This is a genomic window from Candidatus Brocadiaceae bacterium (assembly GCA_012728835.1).
Lineage (GTDB): Bacteria > Planctomycetota > Brocadiia > SM23-32 > SM23-32 > JAAYEJ01.
Genome location: JAAYEJ010000061.1, coordinates 35,799 through 52,337 on the forward strand (window position 1 = coordinate 35,799; position 16,539 = coordinate 52,337).

General features: G+C 71.8%; 14 protein-coding genes and 1 tRNA gene. 8 read left to right on the top strand and 7 right to left on the bottom strand.

Going from position 1 to position 16,539, the window contains the following annotated elements; translation table 11 throughout:
* Positions 1-61 precede the first annotated feature (61 nt).
* The gene (locus tag GXY85_09200; protein ID NLW50998.1) at positions 62-1,747 is read left to right on the top strand and encodes a SpoIIE family protein phosphatase; all 1,686 of its coding nucleotides are present in this window, start codon (positions 62-64) and stop codon (positions 1,745-1,747) included.
* 52 nt (positions 1,748-1,799) lie between these two features.
* Here the strand turns inward: GXY85_09200 and GXY85_09205 are convergent, their stop codons facing one another.
* The 3 genes from GXY85_09205 to GXY85_09215 are packed head-to-tail and all read right to left on the bottom strand — an operon-like array spanning position 1,800 to position 4,606.
* Positions 1,800-3,047 carry a M20 family metallo-hydrolase gene (locus GXY85_09205; GenBank protein NLW50999.1) on the bottom strand — a complete coding sequence of 416 codons (1,248 nt, stop codon included), beginning with the start codon at positions 3,045-3,047 and terminating at the stop codon, positions 1,800-1,802.
* Positions 3,048-3,049: 2 nt separating this feature from the next.
* Positions 3,050-3,604, bottom strand: a complete 555-nt coding sequence (locus tag GXY85_09210; protein ID NLW51000.1) for an HAD hydrolase family protein — start codon at positions 3,602-3,604, stop codon at positions 3,050-3,052.
* A 12-nt stretch (positions 3,605-3,616) separates the two neighbouring features.
* A complete protein-coding gene (locus GXY85_09215; GenBank protein NLW51001.1) occupies positions 3,617-4,606 on the bottom strand; it encodes a KpsF/GutQ family sugar-phosphate isomerase in 990 nt (329 codons plus the stop codon).
* A gap of 163 nt (positions 4,607-4,769) precedes the next feature.
* Between GXY85_09215 and GXY85_09220 the strand changes: the two genes are divergently transcribed.
* Entirely contained in the window at positions 4,770-5,828 is a 1,059-nt protein-coding gene (locus GXY85_09220) for a tetratricopeptide repeat protein (protein NLW51002.1), read from the top strand.
* Positions 5,806-6,939 (top strand): hypothetical protein, encoded by a 1,134-nt coding sequence (locus GXY85_09225; GenBank protein NLW51003.1) that lies wholly within the window; start codon positions 5,806-5,808, stop codon positions 6,937-6,939. Before GXY85_09220 ends, GXY85_09225 begins: the two co-directional genes overlap by 23 nt.
* 10 nt (positions 6,940-6,949) lie before the next feature.
* Here GXY85_09225 and GXY85_09230 read toward each other — a convergent pair whose 3' ends face one another.
* Both GXY85_09230 and GXY85_09235 read right to left on the bottom strand, forming a co-directional pair.
* Entirely contained in the window at positions 6,950-7,576 is a 627-nt protein-coding gene (locus tag GXY85_09230; protein NLW51004.1) for a hypothetical protein, read from the bottom strand.
* An 82-nt stretch (positions 7,577-7,658) separates the two neighbouring features.
* A complete protein-coding gene (locus GXY85_09235; GenBank protein ID NLW51005.1) occupies positions 7,659-7,859 on the bottom strand; it encodes a hypothetical protein in 201 nt (66 codons plus the stop codon).
* Positions 7,860-8,066: 207 nt separating this feature from the next.
* Here GXY85_09235 and pyrF point away from each other — a divergent pair, with 207 nt between their 5' ends.
* Positions 8,067-8,981, top strand: coding sequence for an orotidine-5'-phosphate decarboxylase (gene pyrF / locus GXY85_09240; protein NLW51006.1), 915 nt, complete (start codon positions 8,067-8,069; stop codon positions 8,979-8,981).
* A gap of 4 nt (positions 8,982-8,985) precedes the next feature.
* On the opposite strand, the gene yvcK is transcribed toward pyrF, so the two are convergent.
* Positions 8,986-10,680, bottom strand: coding sequence for a uridine diphosphate-N-acetylglucosamine-binding protein YvcK (gene yvcK, locus GXY85_09245; GenBank protein ID NLW51007.1), 1,695 nt, complete (start codon positions 10,678-10,680; stop codon positions 8,986-8,988).
* Positions 10,681-10,792: 112 nt separating this feature from the next.
* Positions 10,793-11,437 (bottom strand): phosphoribosylglycinamide formyltransferase, encoded by a 645-nt coding sequence (gene purN / locus GXY85_09250; protein ID NLW51008.1) that lies wholly within the window; start codon positions 11,435-11,437, stop codon positions 10,793-10,795.
* 233 nt (positions 11,438-11,670) lie between these two features.
* Here purN and GXY85_09255 point away from each other — a divergent pair, with 233 nt between their 5' ends.
* The 4 genes from GXY85_09255 to GXY85_09270 all read left to right on the top strand — a co-directional run bounded on the left by GXY85_09255 (position 11,671) and on the right by GXY85_09270 (position 16,412).
* Complete coding sequence (locus GXY85_09255) at positions 11,671-13,842, top strand: hypothetical protein (protein ID NLW51009.1); 2,172 nt, start codon at positions 11,671-11,673, stop codon at positions 13,840-13,842.
* A gap of 128 nt (positions 13,843-13,970) precedes the next feature.
* The gene (locus GXY85_09260) at positions 13,971-14,906 is read left to right on the top strand and encodes a carbohydrate kinase family protein (protein ID NLW51010.1); all 936 of its coding nucleotides are present in this window, start codon (positions 13,971-13,973) and stop codon (positions 14,904-14,906) included.
* A 4-nt stretch (positions 14,907-14,910) separates the two neighbouring features.
* Positions 14,911-16,263: a DNA repair protein RadA gene (gene radA, locus GXY85_09265; protein NLW51011.1), complete on the top strand. Its 1,353-nt coding sequence runs from the start codon at positions 14,911-14,913 to the stop codon at positions 16,261-16,263.
* Positions 16,264-16,336: 73 nt separating this feature from the next.
* Positions 16,337-16,412 (top strand) — tRNA-Phe (locus tag GXY85_09270).
* Positions 16,413-16,539 lie beyond the last annotated feature (127 nt).

Below are 16,539 nucleotides of genomic sequence, written 5' to 3' on the forward strand. Positions count from 1 at the left end.
GGCCGAAACGGGTTCGGCCTGCTTCGGGCTTCTCTATGCTCCTGATCTCGTTCAGAACGCCATGGCTCATCTGATCATCGCCAAAGGCGACGGCGCAGGCCGTCAGGTCGCCCTGAAGAAGGTCACGTGTCTGGGCCGGGGCATCGACATGGACATCCGGCTCGACGACCTGACCGCGTCGAAGCGGCACGCTCGGATCCTCAGCAATGAGCGGGGCGAGTTCTTCCTGGAGGATCTGGGCAGCAGCAACGGCACCTTCCTCAACGAGGTGCAGGTGAGCAGCACCCGCACACTGAAGCACGGCGACGAGATACGCGTCGGCAACAGCGTGTTCGTCTTCCATAAGATCAAGGTGGAGGAGAACGCCGACGTCTCCGACAGCACGCTGTTCGACATCGAGGACGACGAGCGCACCAGCACGTCCGTTCTCTCCTCGGTCGGGGTGGGCTACGACACCGCCGGTCCGACGGTGGGCGCCGAGACGACGGCCGAGGAACTGGCCGCCGCCAACTTCCGCCTTCGCACGCTGATCGAGATATTCCAGTCCATCGGCGCGGCGCTCGATGAGGACGAACTGCTCAACAAGATACTCGAGAAGCTTTTCGAGGTCTTCCCGGAGACGGCCCGCGGCTACATCATCCTGCGCGATCCCGAGACGGGGCAACTGACCCCGCGAGCCGTGAAGATGGCCAAGCCCGGCGCGTCCGACGAGGAACGCCTCCAGATCAGCGGCACGATCCTCGAACTGGTGATCGAGAAGAAGGAAGCCGTTCTGACCCGCGACGCGATGAACGACGAGCGCTTCCCCCAGAGCCAGAGCATCATGGACTTCGAGATGCGCTCGGTCATGTGCGCGCCGCTCATGTACGAGGAGGAGGTGCTCGGCTTCATCCTGCTCGATACCCAGCGGATTGCCACCAACTACGACCAGGAGGGCCTGGCCCTGCTGGCCGGCATCGCCAATCAGGCCGCACTGACCATCGCCAACGCCCGCCTGCACTCCCGCCTGGTCCAGCGCGAGCGCCTCGAACAGGACCTGCGCAACGCCCGCAGGATCCAGAACAGCTTCCTGCCCAAGGAGCCCCCCCAGGCCGACGGCTATCAGTTCGTCGACTGGTACGGGACGGCCCTCGAGGTGGGAGGCGACTTCTACGACTTCGTCGAGCTGCCCAACGGCCGCGTGATGGTCGTCGTCGGCGACGTTAGCGGCAAGGGCATCACGGCCGCCCTCATGATGGCCAAGATGGCCAGCAACGTGCGGTTCTTCGCCGGCGGCCAGACGGACCCGCCCACCCTCCTGTGCAAGCTGAACGAGGTGGCCCTGGCCTCCGCCGAGGACATGTTCGTCACCGTGCTGCTGCTGCTGCTCGACTGGCAGAACCACACGATCCGCCTCTCGAACGCCGGCCACTGCTATCCCATGGTGCGCAGGGCCGACGGCACCGTGGAGCGGGTCGAGAGCGCCACCGGCTTCCCCGTCGGCATCACCGAAGAGGCGGAGTTCCCCGAGGCCGGCATCGACGTGCAGCCGGGCGAGGTCATCTGCGCCTTCAGCGACGGCATCATCGAGGCCATGAGCGAGAGCAGCGAGTTGTTCGGCTACAAGCGGCTCAGCCGCGCCATGGCCGAAGCGGACCCCACCCCCGAGTCGGTCGTCAAGAGCATCCAGAAAGCGATCCGCGAGCACGCCGGCGCCGCCTCCCAGAGCGACGACCTCACCCTGGTCTGCTTCGGACGCCCCCAGTAGCCCGCCGCCCCTCCCCGGGCAGCCCGTCCGTGTCGGTCCGTGTTCCGTCCGGCTACGTGGCCATCATGTGGGCAAAGATGCGCGCGTCGGCCACCATGGCGGCGATCGAGCAGCTCTCCTCCGGTCCGTGCGCGGTGTTGAGCGTCGTGCCGTAGCAGGCGACCTGCAGCCCGCGCGCCCGCAGAGGCGAGGCGACGGACATGCCCCCGGTGCCGACGGGCTTGGGCTTGAACCCATGCACGGCCTCGACGGCCGTCTGCAGGCGGCGCACGACCTCCGAATCGGCCGACGTCGGCGGCGGTGCGTCCTGCCGCGCCTGCACGATCAGCCTCGTCTCCGTCTTGTGGATGGCGTCCGCGCGCCGGCATTCGACCTCGACGCACGCCAGCACGGCGTCCAGCTCGTAGCAGGGCAGCACCCGGCAGTCGAAGGCGAAGGTCTCATTGCCGGGTATCGTGTTGATGTTCGGCACGTTGGCGCCGTGGCGCGTGGGCTCGAAGGACGACGCGGGCGTGTCGTAGAGGTGGTCGACGCGGTCGAAGCGCATGTGCAGGGCCCGGTCGATGAGGAAGACCAGCTCGGCGGCGGCCCGGAACGCGTTGACGGCCCGGCCGGGCTGCGAGGCGTGGGCCTGGCGGCCGGTGACGCTGCATTCGAACCAGAGGAGGGACTTCTCGGCGATCTCGACCTGGTCGCCCTCCGGGTTGCCCCAGTCCGGCACGACGATCAGGTCGTCGGTGTGGAACAGCTCGTCGGCCGTGTGGACCACGTAGCCGAGGCCGTAGCGGCTGCCGGTCTCCTCGTCCGAGACGAAGAGCAGCCGCACCGGCCGCGCGGGGGCGACGCCCGTTTCGAGGAGCGCCCGTGCGGCGAAGACGGCCCCGACCAGGGACTGCTGGTTGTCCACCACCCCCCGGCCGATCAGCAGGTCGTCGGCGCGTCGCAGCGTGTACGGATCGCCGGCCCAGCCCTTCCAGGAGCCGTCGGGCAGCCGCTCTCCGGGGGGCACGATGTCCATGTGCGTCAGCAGCCAGAGGGCCGGCCCGTCCTGCGGGTCCGGCAGCGAGACGGCGAAGTTCGGCCGCGACCCCTCCGGCACGCGCGGGTCGGGGCAGTCGTAATGGTCGATGTCGTCCAGGCCGTGGCTGCGCAGGTACTCCTCCAGCAGGCGCGCCCTGGCCCACTCGCCCGTCCCGCCGTTCTCGGGCCCCAGGGCGGGGATCGCCGTCAGCTCGGTCTGGAGCTGCACCATCTCCTCGGCGTGCGCCTCGATCCACTTGCTGATCTTCCGGAGACTCATTCCTACGACTCCTGTCCGCTCTCAGGTGACTCGGGACCGTAGCGCGCGAGGATGCTGCGCCAGAGGTCCTGGGATTTCAGCACGAACTCGGCGACTTCGCGTAGCGCGCCGTCGCCGCCGCAACGTTCGGTGACCACGTGGGCGACCTGGCGGACCTCCGGCACGGCGTTGGCTACGGCGACGGCCAGGCCCACCTGGCGCATCACGGGCACGTCCGGCAGGTCGTCGCCGACGTAGGCGATCTGCTCGTCGGTCACCCCCGCGCGTCGGCGCAGCGTCCGGTATGCCTCCATCTTGACCCGGGCGCCCTGGGCGATCAGCCGGATGCCCAGCATGCGCGCGCGGGCGGCGACCGCCGTGCTCCGGCGGCCGCTGAGGAACGCCGTCTCGATGCCGACCCGGCGCAGGTACTTCACCGCCGTGCCGTCCTGCACGCAGAAGAAGGCGCCCTCCGGGCCGTCCGGGCCCAGGAAGATGCGGCCATCGGTGAGCACGCCGTCCACGTCGGTTATGAGCAGCCGTACCTTGCGGGCGCGGCCTGCGGGATCGGGTTGCACGGTCGGCGTCCTTCAGACAGGGGGGTGGTCCGGCATGGCGGCACCGCGTTCGATGTCCAGCCAGTCCTGCACGTCGATGAGGCCGACGGGGTGCCCGGCCCCGTCCACCACGGGCAACTGGTCTATGCGGAAGTCGCGCAGCATCCGGTAGGCTTCGGCGACCAGGCTCTCCTGGGAGACCGTCCTGGGCCCGGGCGTCATGACGTCGCGGACGCGCCGTTCCAGCACCTCCGCCCCGTCCTCCTCCAGCAGGCGGCGCAGGTCGCCGTCCGTGAAGAACCCCACCAGGACCCCGGCTTCGTCCACGAGGCTGACGGCGCCGGGTCGGCCCTCTCCGCTCATGACCTTCAGCGCCGCTCGCACGGTCACGTCGGCGGAGGCGACGGGGTTCCGAGCGCCCCTGCGCATGACCTCGCGCACCTTGATCAGGCGCCGCCCCAGTTCGCCCCCGGGGTGGTAGAATGCGTAGTCCTCCGGCCGGAGCCTGCGCATACGGAACAGCGTCAGCGCCAGCGCATCGCCCAGCACGAGCATGGCCGTCGTGCTGGAACTCGGGGCGAGGCCGAGCGGACAGGCCTCCTCGACCTCGCCGATGTCCAGCACGACCTCAGCGTGCCGGGCGAGTGTCGACCCCGGGCGGCCCGTCAGGGCGATCAGCGGCACGTGGAGCTTCTTGAGCGAGGGCAGGAGCTGCACGACCTCCGTCTCGCCGCTGTTGCTCAGGGCCAGGACGACGTCCTCGGGCCGGACGCGCCCCAGGTCGCCGTGGCGGGCCTCGACGGCATGCATCCAGTGGCTCGGCGTGCCGGTGCTGGCCAGCGTGGCGGAGATCTTGCGCCCGATCAGCCCGGCCTTGCCGACTCCGGTGACCACGACGCTGCCGCCGCAGGCGGCCACCAGTTCCACGGCGCGCTCGAAGCCCTCCCCCAGCCGGCCGCACATGATCTCCAGGGCCTTGATCTCCAGCCGGATGATCTCGCGTGCGGCGTCCAGATGGTTCATCGGCCGGCTCGAAACGGGTCACGAAGATCGCGGACGGGTCGGATTATAGCCGTTGCCGCCGGGGCGCGCAACCCGCTGCCCGGGGGGGCGAGGGGGTAGCCCCCGCGCCTCGAATGGGGTACAATGCGGGGAGAGGAACCCACTACACTGGGGGGATACGTCCATGCGTGCGGCGATGACATCGCTTCTGGTGCTGGCTGTGCTGTGGATGCTCGGGGCCTCGGAGGTTCGGGCCTCAGACGAGGGCCCGGACGCGCGGCAGGGACGAGGGGGCGGGGTGGTGGTGGGCGGAACGCACCCGCCGTCGATCCCTCGCCAGGGCCACGGGCGCCCACCCGCCGAGCCGCTCGACCGGCTGGGCACCTATCCCTACTGGTTCCGTTACCATCATCGCTACGGCTACAACGACGGCATCGCGCCCCTTCCGCCGCCGCGCGTCTACCTGCCGCCGCATTCGGGCCGGTACCGCTACTACAGCGTCTACCCCTACACCCGGTACTACGATTCGTACGGCTACTGGGATGACGGGGCGTATCGGCCCTACTCCGACGAGTACGTGGGGGGCGACGCCTACCGGGAGTACCTGTACCTGGACCCGCTGCCCGCTCCGGAGCCGGACCCCGGGGCGGCGGCGCCCGCCGTGCCCGAGCCGGCGGCGCCGGCCGGGGGTGAGATGTTCCCGTCCGGCCTGTCCCCCATGCTCGGCGGCACGGACTTCGTCCGGGCGGGCTTCGCCCTGGGCGAACTCGATCTGAAGGGCGGGCGCTTCGAGGCGGCCGCCAGGGCGTTCCGTCAGGCGATCCGCGAGGATCCGCGTGCGCCCGCGCCGCGGCTCGCCCTGGGCCTGGCGCTGGCCGCGCAGGGCGACTACGCCGGCGCCGGCCGGATGGTCCGGTTCGGGCTGGAGGCGCTGCCCGCCATGGAGATACTGCGGCTGGACGCGGCTGAGGCGTTCGGGTCTGAGGAGGTTCTTCCGGCGGTCATCTCGGCCATCGAGGCCGCCGTGAAGCCGTCGGTCGAGCCCGAACCGCGTCTGTTGCTCGGGTTCATGTACCTGATCGCGGGTCGGGCCGAAGAGGCCAGGGACGTGCTCTGGGTGGCCTACGACACGTCCGGAGGCGATCTGACGGTGGGGCGGTTGCTGCTGGCTGCCGAACGCCGTATGCGGGCCCAACGGCGGACGGCCGGAGAGACGGCCGATGAGGCGACCCGGGACGAGTAGCGTGTGGCTCTGCGCGGCGGTGTGGGCGTTCCTTTGCGTCCTGCTGCCGGCCCGTGTGCGCGCCGACGGGGACGGGGCCGCCGAGCCGCCCCCCGAGGAGGAAGCCCCGCCGACCCAGGTGGACCCGGACGGCGTGCGCCGGGGACTCGTGGGGCCTCCGCGACGCCGCGTTCCGGGGCCCGAGGCCCCGGCGCCGAGCGTGCTCACGCCGGACCGCCTCTGGGTGCCGTCTCTCCCCGGGGCGTTCTTCGTCGATCCCGCAGGCGGTGTCGCCTACTACCCCGGAATCAGCATGCTTCAGTTGACCGTGCAGGACCCCGCCGGCGGCCCGCCGAGGGTCGTCTGCCACGTGATCCCGAACGCCTCGATCGGCGACGTGTCCCACTACAGGGCCCTGCTGGAGCGGGCCGCCGCGCAGATGGCGTGGGAGGTGCGCGTGCGTGAGGCCGCCGGGGCGGAGGCCGCGGCGGACGCGGACGCGGCCGCGGCGGCTCCGGATGCCCCGGACGGTGCGCCCGACCAGGAGCCGGGCGAGGCGGCGGAGGCCGAGGCGCCGCCCGTCCCCAAGGCGTTGAGCCTGCTGGTCTCGCGCCTCTCACAGACGCTCGGCGGGCCCGCGCGCGTGCCCATGCCCTTCGTCGTGGGCGAGGCGAGGCTGCGTCTGGGAAAGGACGCCGAGGCGGCGGATGCCTTCGAGCAGGCGGCCCGGGAGTTCGGCGAGGAGCCCGTGTTCCTGCTGGGCCGTGCCGTGCCCCTGATGCTGCTGGAGGACTACGGCGCGGCGGTCGAGATGGTCCGACGCGGCGTCGAGGGCCTGGAGGACCTGCAACGGATGCGCGTGGACTGGCCGACGGTCCTCGGGGGGCCGCTCCGGGCGCGCATGCTGCTTGAGGATCTTGAACGGAACACCATGCGCGATCCGACCGATGCCGGCGCGCACCTGCTGCTGGGGTTCTACCTCTTCGCCGGCGGCGAGGACGATGCGGCGACCGGGGTGCTGAACCAGCCGGGCGCGCTGGGCGAACCGATGTGCGGGAGGCTCTACAGGGCCGCGGTGGTCCGCCTTCACACGACCGCCGAGGCCGCTGCGGCGGCCGCCGAGGGGCGTTGACCCGCCCCGGTCACCGGCGGGCGGCCGGGCAGGTGAACGTGACCTCCACGGCGTTCTCCGCCATGCCGATCTGCGCGATCACCGTTCCGTCGGACCACCGGGTCGCCGAGCGTTCGCGGGCATGCGCATACTGCGCCGCGTAGAATGCCTGGAGCGTGTCATAGAGTTCGCCGCGAGACTGGCCCTCGGCCGGAGCCACGCCCAGCTCCACCCGGTAGAGGGAGTCCCCGGAGAAGTGGAACCGCACCGTGGTCGTGCGGTCCTCCCCGGGGTAGTGGGCGAGCATCAGCTCACCCGACCGGACGCGCTCCCACCCCACCGAGTAGGCGCGCCGGACCTGTCCCGAGGGCATCCCGAACTGAACGTGCCGCAGGACGGGCGGCAGGACGATCGGGTCCCCAGCCGCGGCCGGGGCCGTGCCGGCCGGCGGCGCTGCGGGCCGGGCGGCGTCGGCGGCGTCGGCGGCGGCCGCGGCGGCCGCGGCGGCCGCGGCGGGCGGGAGCCTCTGAGGGTGGGCGCGGGGGGACGCCGCAGGGCCGCCGATCGCGGACAGGTCGATGCGTTCATGCAGGCGCGCCATCCAGACGACGGCGCAGACGGTACCCGCGATCAGTGCGAAGGCGAACAGGCGACGCACATCGACCCTCCGGCCATGTGGAACGGCGAGGCCCCGGGACCGAACTCCCTGCGGCGTGCCCGGCCGTGCGGCGGGACGCCGATCAACCCGGCTTCTGATGGTCGGCGGCCGACGCCGGCGCCGGCGCCGGCGCCTGGAGCTGGTTGCCGTCGACGGGAGCCGTCTGCGCCGTGTCGTCCCCGGCGTGGACGTAGCTTGCGGCCAGATTCCGCAGGGGCGGGCAATAGACGAACAGGCAGACCAGCATGACCAGCCCGACGATCGAGGCGACAAGCATGCGCATTCGGCATCCTCCGGTCACGTGCGCACGCCCTCTGCGCGGCGTCGCACGTTGAGACTCCTGTGCCCGTGCAAAGGCCGTGCCGTGCTCGCCGGCCCGGCTCGCCGGCTCGGCTCGCCGGCCCGTTCCCGTTGAAAAGGTCGATCCGGCCCGCGTAGAATCCATCCATTGCTTCCGCCGCATCTCGACGGCAGGCAGGGGAGGAGGCCGGTGAGTGAGCGTCATTTCGCGGACGCGTTGCTGGACGCATGCCGCCGCAAGCGGAGCCAGGTCGTTGTGGGGCTGGACCCGCGCGTGGACCGGCTGCCGGCCGAGCTGCGGCCGGACGCCACCTGCGAGGGGCGGGCGCAGTGCGTGGAGTCGTTCAACCGCGGCGTGATCGACGCCGTGGCCGACATCGCGGCGGCCGTCAAACTGCAGATCGCATTCTATGAGCAACTCGGTTGCGCCGGCATGGCGGCCTATGCCGCCACGATCCGATGTGCGCGCGAGCGGGGCCTGATCGTCATCGGCGACATCAAGCGCGGCGACATCGCCGGCACGGCCTCCGCCTACGCGGCGGCGCACCTGGGCGGTTCGGCCGCCATCTCGGCCGACTTCGTGGTCGACGCCGTGACCGTCAATCCCTACCTGGGCAGCGACGGCGTGCGGCCGTTCGTCGACGCCGCCGCAGCGACGGGGCGCGGGCTGTTCGTGCTGGTCAAGACCAGCAACCCGTCGGCGGTGGAGCTGCAGGACCTGAGCTGCGGCGGGGCGCTCCTGCATGAGCACGTGGCGGCGCTCGTGGAGGTCTGGGGCGCGCCGCACACGGGGGCCGGCGGCTACAGCCCGGTCGGCGCCGTTGTGGGTGCCACGTTCCCGGACGACCTGGCCCGGCTGCGCGCGCTCATGCCGCACACGCTGCTGCTGGTGCCCGGCTACGGCGCGCAGGGCGGCGGGATCGACGACGTGCTGCCGGCCTTCGACGCGGCCGGCGAGGGCGCGGTCGTGAACTCCTCGCGCGGCATCATCTTCGCCTGGCGGCACGGCCCGCATGCCGGGCGCCACGGCGAGGGTGCCTGGCGCGATGCCGTGCGCGCCGCTGCGGCCGAGATGCGGGACGCGCTCTGGCAGGCCACTCACTGACGCATCACGCGTGCATCCGGTCGCAGTAGATGCGGCAGATGGCGTTGGCCAGCCGGTCCGGATGGTGGCGCAGCAGGTCCTTCTTCTCCCAGAGCACCCGCCTTCCGTCCAGGTCTTCCACCAGGTTGTCGGTGACCACCGGCACGCCCAGCGTGTGCAGGTCGTCGTCGGCCAGGACCATCTCTGCGCCCTCGGCCCGGTAGCGCGCCAGGACCTCCTGGTCGGGGCAGTGGTCGTTGAACAGGGCGACGTCCACGCTGCCGGCGTCCACGTACCCCAGGAACGTCTGCAGGTGGGCACGGGCGTTCAGTCCGTCGGTCTGGCCCGGCTGGGTCACGATGTTGCCGACGTAGATGCGCGTGGCCTTCGTGCGGGCCAGGGCGTCCCGTACGCCGGGCACCAGGAGGTTTGCGACGACGCTGGTCAGCAGGCTGCCGGGGCCCAGGACGACGATGTCGGCCTCCTGGATCTCCTCGATGGCTTCCTGGCAGGCCGCCGGTGCCGGGGGCTTCAGCAGGACGCGGCGGACGGGCGCGTGGTGGGGCGAGTGGACGTTCGCCTCGCCCTGGACGACTGTGCCGTCGGTCAGTTCGGCGCAGAGCTGGCAGTCCTCCAGCGTGGGGGTCAGCACGCGGCCCCGGATGTTCAGCAGGCGGCTCAGTTCGCGGATGCCCTGCTCGAAGCTGCCCTCCAGGTCGGACATGGCGGCGATCAGCAGGTTGCCCAGGCTCATGCCGTTGAAGCTGCCCTGGCGGAAGCGGTACTGGAACAGGCGGTTGAGCAGCCGCTCGCGCTCCCCGGGCTCGCTCAGGGCGACCAGGCAGTTGCGGGCGTCGCCGGGCGGCAGCATGCCCAGCTCGGTGCGCAACTGGCCGCTGGACCGCCCGCTGTCGGTCACCGTGACGATGCCCACGGGGTGGGCGCAGTAGGTCTTGCAGCCTTCCAGGACGATGGGCAGGCCGGTGCCGCCGCCGATCGCCACGATCCGCAGGACGTGCGGCGGCTTGTTCATGTTGGCCAGGCGCAGCAGCGTGGGCACCTGGAAGACGCCCGTGACGCGGTAGTTCGGGCGTTCGTGTTCGTCGCGCGGGGCGAAGTTGCTGAACCGCCCCTGCAGCACCTGGGCCGTGGTCATGCCCAGGTCGTTGGCCACGCGGATCTCCTCCTGGGGCCGGTCGCCTACCAGCAGCACTTCGTCGGGCCGCAGCCGGTGTCGGCGGAGCAGGTAGCGCAGGCTCTCGCTCAGCAGCGCGCCCCGGTCCACGTCGTTGATCACGATCTCGTCGAAGGCGTCCTCCAGCCCCAGTTGCCGCACCTTGGCCGACTGCCGCCGGTGCGTGCCGCTGGTGACCAGGAAGCGCCGGATGTCGCATGCGCGCAGCTTCGCGAGTGTCTCCATGACCCCCGGGAACGGCTGGATCGGGTCCACCTCGTCGCTGTTGTAGGCGCGGTAGGCTCGGTCGACCGCGTCCGGTTCCAGGCCGTACTGCCGCGCGATCTCGTCGAAGACCAGGAAGTGGGGCCCATGCATCAGGGCCAGCTTCCGTTGCAGAGCGACCGCCTCGGTCTCGCTCATCGGCAGGCCGGCCTCGACCAGCACGGCCGCGGCCTTGCGGCGGGCGGCCTCCACCAGCGTGCCCGTGCAGTCGTACAACGTGTCGTCCAGGTCGAACACCACGGCTCGCAACGGCCCGCCCATCGATGCCTCCCGGGGGATGAATGGCACGAGACTCCCACGGCGGGATTATACCCGCCGCCGCACACGGACGCACGCACGGACGGGCACGGACGTACGCAGGGCCGGGCGCGCGCTATGGGGATGCCTGAGCGCCTGCCGGCAGCACGCGCACGCGCCGGCCCTCGATCCTCAGGCGGCCTTCGGCGAACAGGTTGACGGCCTCCGGGTAGGCCGCCTTCTCCTGCTCGAACACGCGTGCGGCCAGCGTGTGTTCGTCGTCGTCTTCGAGCACGGGCACGGCCCTCTGCACGATGATGGGGCCCTGGTCGTACTCGTTGTCGGCGAAGTGCACGCTGCAGCCGCTCACCTTGCAGCCGCACTCCAGCACGGCCCGATGGACGCGGTCGCCGTAGAAGCCGCGGCCGCCGAAGGAGGGCAGCAGGGCGGGGTGGACGTTCATCACCCGCCCGGCGTAGCAGGCGGGGATGCGGTAGAGGCTGAGGAATCCCGCCAGGGCGACCAGGTGCACGTCCTCGGCCCGCAGTTCGGCGGTGACGGCGTCGGCGAATGCCTGGGCCGTGGCGAAGTCCCGGCGGCGCACGACGCAGGCGGGAATCCCGCAACGCCGGGCGCGCGCCAGACCCCCGGCGTCGGGCCGGCTGCTGACGACCTTGACCACCTGCGCCCGGAGCCGGCCGGTCTCGGACAGGTCGATGAAGTTCTGCAGGCTCCGCCCGCCGCCGCTGATCAGCACCCCAAGCCTCAACCGGTCGGCCATCGAATCGCTCTCCTTCGGCACCGCGTTCGCAGGACTGCCGGCCGCGATTATAGCAGCCTGAGGCGGTGCGTCCAGCGCCGGCCCGGCCGGCGCGTTTCCGCTTTGAATCCGGCCCGCGATGGTGTACATTGGAGCGCTCGGGGTGGCCCGCCGAGTGCCCGCGCCGGCCCCCTCCGGACCGTCATTGCCCTCCCACTGAGCCCGGCCGACCGCGCCGGGCCGAGGAGCCCCACATGCACCCGATCACAGACGCAGCCGCCACGTTCGGCGGTCGCTTCAACCTGATACTCGACCCGCACGACCACTGCGTCTACCAGAATGCCTTCGGCGACTGGCGCGAACGGCCCCTGGACCTGACGGTGGGCGTGAAGACCCCCGAGGGCGAGGTCTGGGCGCTGCCGTTCACGTCGCGGGCGCCCCACTTCCCGTTCGTCGAGCAGTTCGACACCCTGACGACCATCGAGTACCGGGCGGTGCACCCCGGCCTCTGGATCGAGCTGCGCATGCGCATCCGGGCGCCCTTCTACCCGCGCGAGGTGCGCATCTCGACGGCGCCCGTATACTATGTCGACGTGGAGGTGCGGCCCCTGAAGCGATTCCGCCGCATGCGCGCGGACTCGCCGCTGCCGGCCGGCGAACTGGTCTTCGAACTCCGCGGCGAAGGGCTGGAGACCGTGCGCGCCGAGGATGGGTTCGGCTACTCGTTCGCGAGCGTCCCGCCCGGATGCTGCTCGGACACGCCGCTGGACGCCCGGACCGAGTGCCGCGTGCAGGGCCTCGACGCCGAGCCGTTCGCTGCGGCCGGGCTGCGCCGCCGCTTCGACCTGACGGCCGAGCCGTCCGGCCGCCTGGCCCTGACGTGGTCGGCCTGGGCGCCGGAGCCCGTCCTGGAGGTGGCCGGCGAGAAGACGCCGTTCAAGTACCGGAGCGTCTTCGGCTCGCATGCGGACCTGCTGAAGTGGGCGTGCGTCGAGCGGGAGGAGGTCGAGACGAAGTGCGACTTCCTCGACCGCCTGTTCACCGACTGGAGTCTGGGCGGCAGCATGTCGGACATGGCGGCCCTGGCGTTCCATTCGTTCCTGGCCGACACCTGGTGGACGACCCGCAAGGACGGCCGGGACTGGTTCAGCGTGTGCGAGGGCCCCGGCTGCCGCCAGAGCGCGGTGGACGTCGAGTACAACAACGCGCTCCTCTACTTCGCCCTCTGGCCCGATCTGCTGAAGATGCTGCTGGACCAGTGGGCGGAACTCGAGAAGGACGGATCCGCCCTGCTGGGTGCGGTCGGGAAGGGCAGCGCGTTCCTCAGCCGCGACCTGGGGGCCTGCCACGTGGTCGGGCGCCCGACGCAGAGCCGCCCCATGGGCGTGGAGGCCAACGCCGACTACCTGCTGCTGCTGACCGCCTGGGCGGGCTTCACCGGCAACCTGGAGGAGGCGGCCGGCAAGGTGGCCCTGGGGCGTCGGCTGGCGGAGTTCATCTTTCGAAGCGACTCCTCCGGCAACGGCGTGCCCGACCGGGCCGTGGCCAACGCGATCGACGACGCCGGCCCGGCGCTGCAGTACGGGCCGGAGCAGGTCTACCTGGCGTTCAAGTCCCACGCCGCCCTCTGGGCCTTCGCGGAGCTGGAGCAGAAGTGCGGCCTGAAGGGCTCGCAGGCCGAACGCTGGCGCGCCTTCACCTCCAAGGGCATCAAGACCATCGAGGACGAGGGCTGGGTCGGCGACCACTACGCCGTGACCCTGGCGCGCACGACCGAGGGCATGGCCGACCCCCGCACCGACGAGCCGCTGCCGGCCGGCGAACTGACCGGGTGGAACGCATACTCCGTCTACACCACCAACGGCCTGCTCTACCTGTTCCTGAGCGCGCTCAAGATGCCGCGCTGGAAGATGAACCGCCTGCGCCGTGACGTCGAGAACGCCCACGTTGCCACCGCGACGCCCTACGGCGACCGCCACACGAGCGGCCCCGACGACATCGTGTGGTTCTCGCAGAACATGTGGCGGGACTTCGTGGCCGCCTACCTCGGCATCGACATGCTCCACAACGTCGAGCGCTACCGGGACTACCAGGTCACGGCGGGCGATAGCTGCAGCGCCAGCCCCTACTGCGACACGACGGAGGGGAACGACGGCCGGTTCTCGTCGCGCGGGGCCGCCGTCTTCGGGGCGCCCCTGAGCGCTGCCGGCCTGGGACTGAACCGGCTGGAGAAGGACCTGGTGCTGCGGCCCGTGCGTTCGACCCTGACGGTGCCCCTGCTGCCCCTGGCGGACTGGGCGGCGATGCGCGTGCCCGTGCTGAACGTGACGAACCGCGACGGCGTGGCCGTGGCCCGCATCTCCGAGAACGATCTCCTCAAGGGGCTCACCCTGCGCCTGGAAGGCGCCGAACTCGAGCCCGAGTAGCACCCCCCGCCGCCGGGCGAGGCCGCCCGGGGCTGCCCGTTCGTCGTGCCTCGGTGGGCGCAACCGTTTGGCATGCCGGCCGGCCCCGGTTATGATACACGCCCCATCGCGATGCGGAGGATGTGCGAGTGGCCAACCGGAGCCGGTTCGACGTCGTCGGGGTCGGGTGCTGTGCCTTCGATATCGTCACGGAGGTGGACGCGGTCCCGGGACCGGATGACAAGGTGCCCGTGCGCGCGCTCCGCACGCAGGGCGGCGGGCTGGTGGCCACCGGCCTCGTGGCGGCCGCGCGCCTGGGCGGGCGCTGCGCCTACCTGGGTGCGCTCGGGGACGACCAGTTCTCCCAGTTCTGCGTCGACGACTTCGACCGCGAAGGCGTGGAGACGCGGTTCATCCGCCGCGTGCCGGGCGCGTCCGTCATCACGTCCCTGATCGTCGCCTGCCCGGCCGGCGGCACGCGCATGATCCTGGCCGCGTGCGACGAGGCGGCCGTGGCCGTGCCGGAGGACGTGCCCGCCGAGGTGGTCCGGTCCGCGCGCGTGCTGCACGTGGACAACTTCCAGCCCGAGGCCGCCGTCCACGCGGCGCGCACGGCCCGCGAGGCGGGCGTGCCGGTCGTCATGGACCTGGAGGGGCTGGGCCGGGGCGTCGAGGAACTGCTGCCGTTGGGCACGCACGTGATCGTGCCGGCGGAGTTCGCCCGGCGCCGCTACGGCACAGCCGGGCTGGAGGACGGCGCGCGGGCGCTGTGGGAGGAGATTGCGCCGTGCGGGGCGGCCGCGGCCGTCGCCACGGGCGGGGCCGAGGGTTCCTTCGCCGTCTGGAAGGGCGGGGAACTGCGGCAGGCGGCGTATCGTGTGCCGGTCGTCGACACGACGGGCTGCGGCGACGTCTTCCACGGTGCGTTCGCCTACGGCCTTTCGCAGGGGTGGGAACTGGCGCGGATCCTGCCGTTCGCCGCAGCCACGGCGGCGCTCAAGTGCCGGCAGCTCGGCGGGCGGGCCGGCATCCCGCGGGGCGACGAGGTCGGCGCCTTTCTCGCCTCGGCCGGGGCGGCGGAGTAGGCCCATGGCGAAGGCCCGCACCGTCTACGTCTGCAGCGAATGCGGCGGCAGCTTCCACCGCTGGAGCGGCCGCTGCCCGAACTGCGAGCAGTGGGACACCCTGCAGGAGGCCCGTCCGCAGGCGGTGCCCGAGGCCCGGGCGGCCGGGAGCGCCGGCCCGTCCGTGCCCCTCGCGAGCGTGCCCGTGCACGCGCACGTGCGCATCCCGTCCGGCCTGGCCGAACTGGACCGCGTCCTGGGCGGCGGCGTGCTGCCGGGCGCCGCGGTGCTCCTGGGGGGCGACCCGGGCATCGGCAAGTCCACGCTGCTCCTGCAGGCCCTCGGGCGCATGGCCGACGCCGGCGCGCGCTGCCTCTACGTGAGCTGCGAGGAGTCCCTGGCCCAGGTGCGCATGCGCGCCGAGCGGCTGGGCCTGGGCGGATCGGCGCTGGCGGTCTCGTCGGAGACGTCCCTGGAGGCCGTCCTGGCCCTCCTGGCGGCCGAGGGGCCGCAGGCGGTCGTCGTGGACTCCATCCAGCGCGTGCACGCGGCCGACCTGGACTCGCCCCCGGGCAGCCTGCGGCAGGTCAGCGCCTGCGCGGTCGCCCTGACCGAGGTGTGCAAGGCGGCCGGCTGCGCGCTGTTCCTGGTCGGGCACGTCACCAAGCAGGGGCTCATCGCCGGGCCGCGCGCGCTCGAGCACCTGGTGGACACGGTGCTCTACTTCGAAAGCGAGCGCTTCCACGCGTTGCGCATCCTGCGGGCGGCCAAGAACCGGTTCGGCACCGTCAACGAGATCGGCGTCTTCCAGATGGGCGCCCAGGGCCTGGAGGAGGTGGCCAACCCCAGCGAGCTTCTGCTGGCGGAGCGCGACCCGACGGCCACCGGATCGGTCGTGACCGCCGCCATGGAGGGCACCCGCGCGCTGCTGGTGGAGATGCAGGCGCTGGTCGGCCCCGGCGCCTACGGCACCCCCGAGCGGAAAGTGAGCGGGGTCGACTACCGCCGGTTCAGCATGCTGATGTCCGTGCTGGAGCGGCGGGCCGGGCTGGAGCTGGGCCGCTGCGACGCGTTCGTGAACGTGCCGGGCGGCGTGCGCGTGCTCGAGCCGGCCGCCGACCTGCCGCTGGTGCTCGCGCTGGCCTCGAGTTTCAGCGGCAGGGCGTTCCCGGGCGACGCCATGGCCGTGGGCGAGGTCGGCCTGGGGGGCGAGGTGCGCGGCGTGGCCCGCGCGGAGGAGCGGCTGCGCGAGGCGGCCAAGCTCGGGTTCCGACAGGCCGTTGTGCCGCGCGGCAACGCCGAAGACGCCGCCCGCTGCATGCCGCAGGTGCACGCCGTGCGCAACCTGTCCGAAGCCCTCCGGCTGCTCAAAGGGTGAACGCGCCGACCGGACGGCGCCCCGATCAGCTTGACAGGGGGGCGGAGGGCGCGTAGAATCGGGGGCGTTCGATGGGTGGGTAGCTCAGCTGGTAGAGCACAGGACTGAAAATCCTGGTGTCAGCGGTTCGACTCCGCTTCCACCCACCATGCTAAACCACGGCGCAGGCGCGAGTTACGGCCTGCGCCGTCTTCTTTTCGCCCCCTGCCGGCCCGCACGTGAGCGGCCGGAGGCTGCGTTCACAGGGAGGCCGGTTCGAGCCCGACCAGGAGTAGC

Bases quoted from the DNA above. Each gene is read 5' to 3' on its own strand.
- GXY85_09200 (NLW50998.1), top strand. From the start codon at position 62: ATGGCTCATCTGATCATCGCCAAAGGCGACGGCGCAGGCCGTCAGGTC.
- GXY85_09205 (NLW50999.1), bottom strand. From the start codon at position 3,047: ATGAGTCTCCGGAAGATCAGCAAGTGGATCGAGGCGCACGCCGAGGAG.
- GXY85_09215 (NLW51001.1), bottom strand. From the start codon at position 4,606: ATGAACCATCTGGACGCCGCACGCGAGATCATCCGGCTGGAGATCAAG.
- GXY85_09220 (NLW51002.1), top strand. From the start codon at position 4,770: ATGCGTGCGGCGATGACATCGCTTCTGGTGCTGGCTGTGCTGTGGATG.
- GXY85_09225 (NLW51003.1), top strand. From the start codon at position 5,806: ATGAGGCGACCCGGGACGAGTAGCGTGTGGCTCTGCGCGGCGGTGTGG.
- GXY85_09235 (NLW51005.1), bottom strand. From the start codon at position 7,859: ATGCGCATGCTTGTCGCCTCGATCGTCGGGCTGGTCATGCTGGTCTGC.
- yvcK (NLW51007.1), bottom strand. From the start codon at position 10,680: ATGGGCGGGCCGTTGCGAGCCGTGGTGTTCGACCTGGACGACACGTTG.
- purN (NLW51008.1), bottom strand. From the start codon at position 11,437: ATGGCCGACCGGTTGAGGCTTGGGGTGCTGATCAGCGGCGGCGGGCGG.
- GXY85_09255 (NLW51009.1), top strand. From the start codon at position 11,671: ATGCACCCGATCACAGACGCAGCCGCCACGTTCGGCGGTCGCTTCAAC.
- radA (NLW51011.1), top strand. From the start codon at position 14,911: ATGGCGAAGGCCCGCACCGTCTACGTCTGCAGCGAATGCGGCGGCAGC.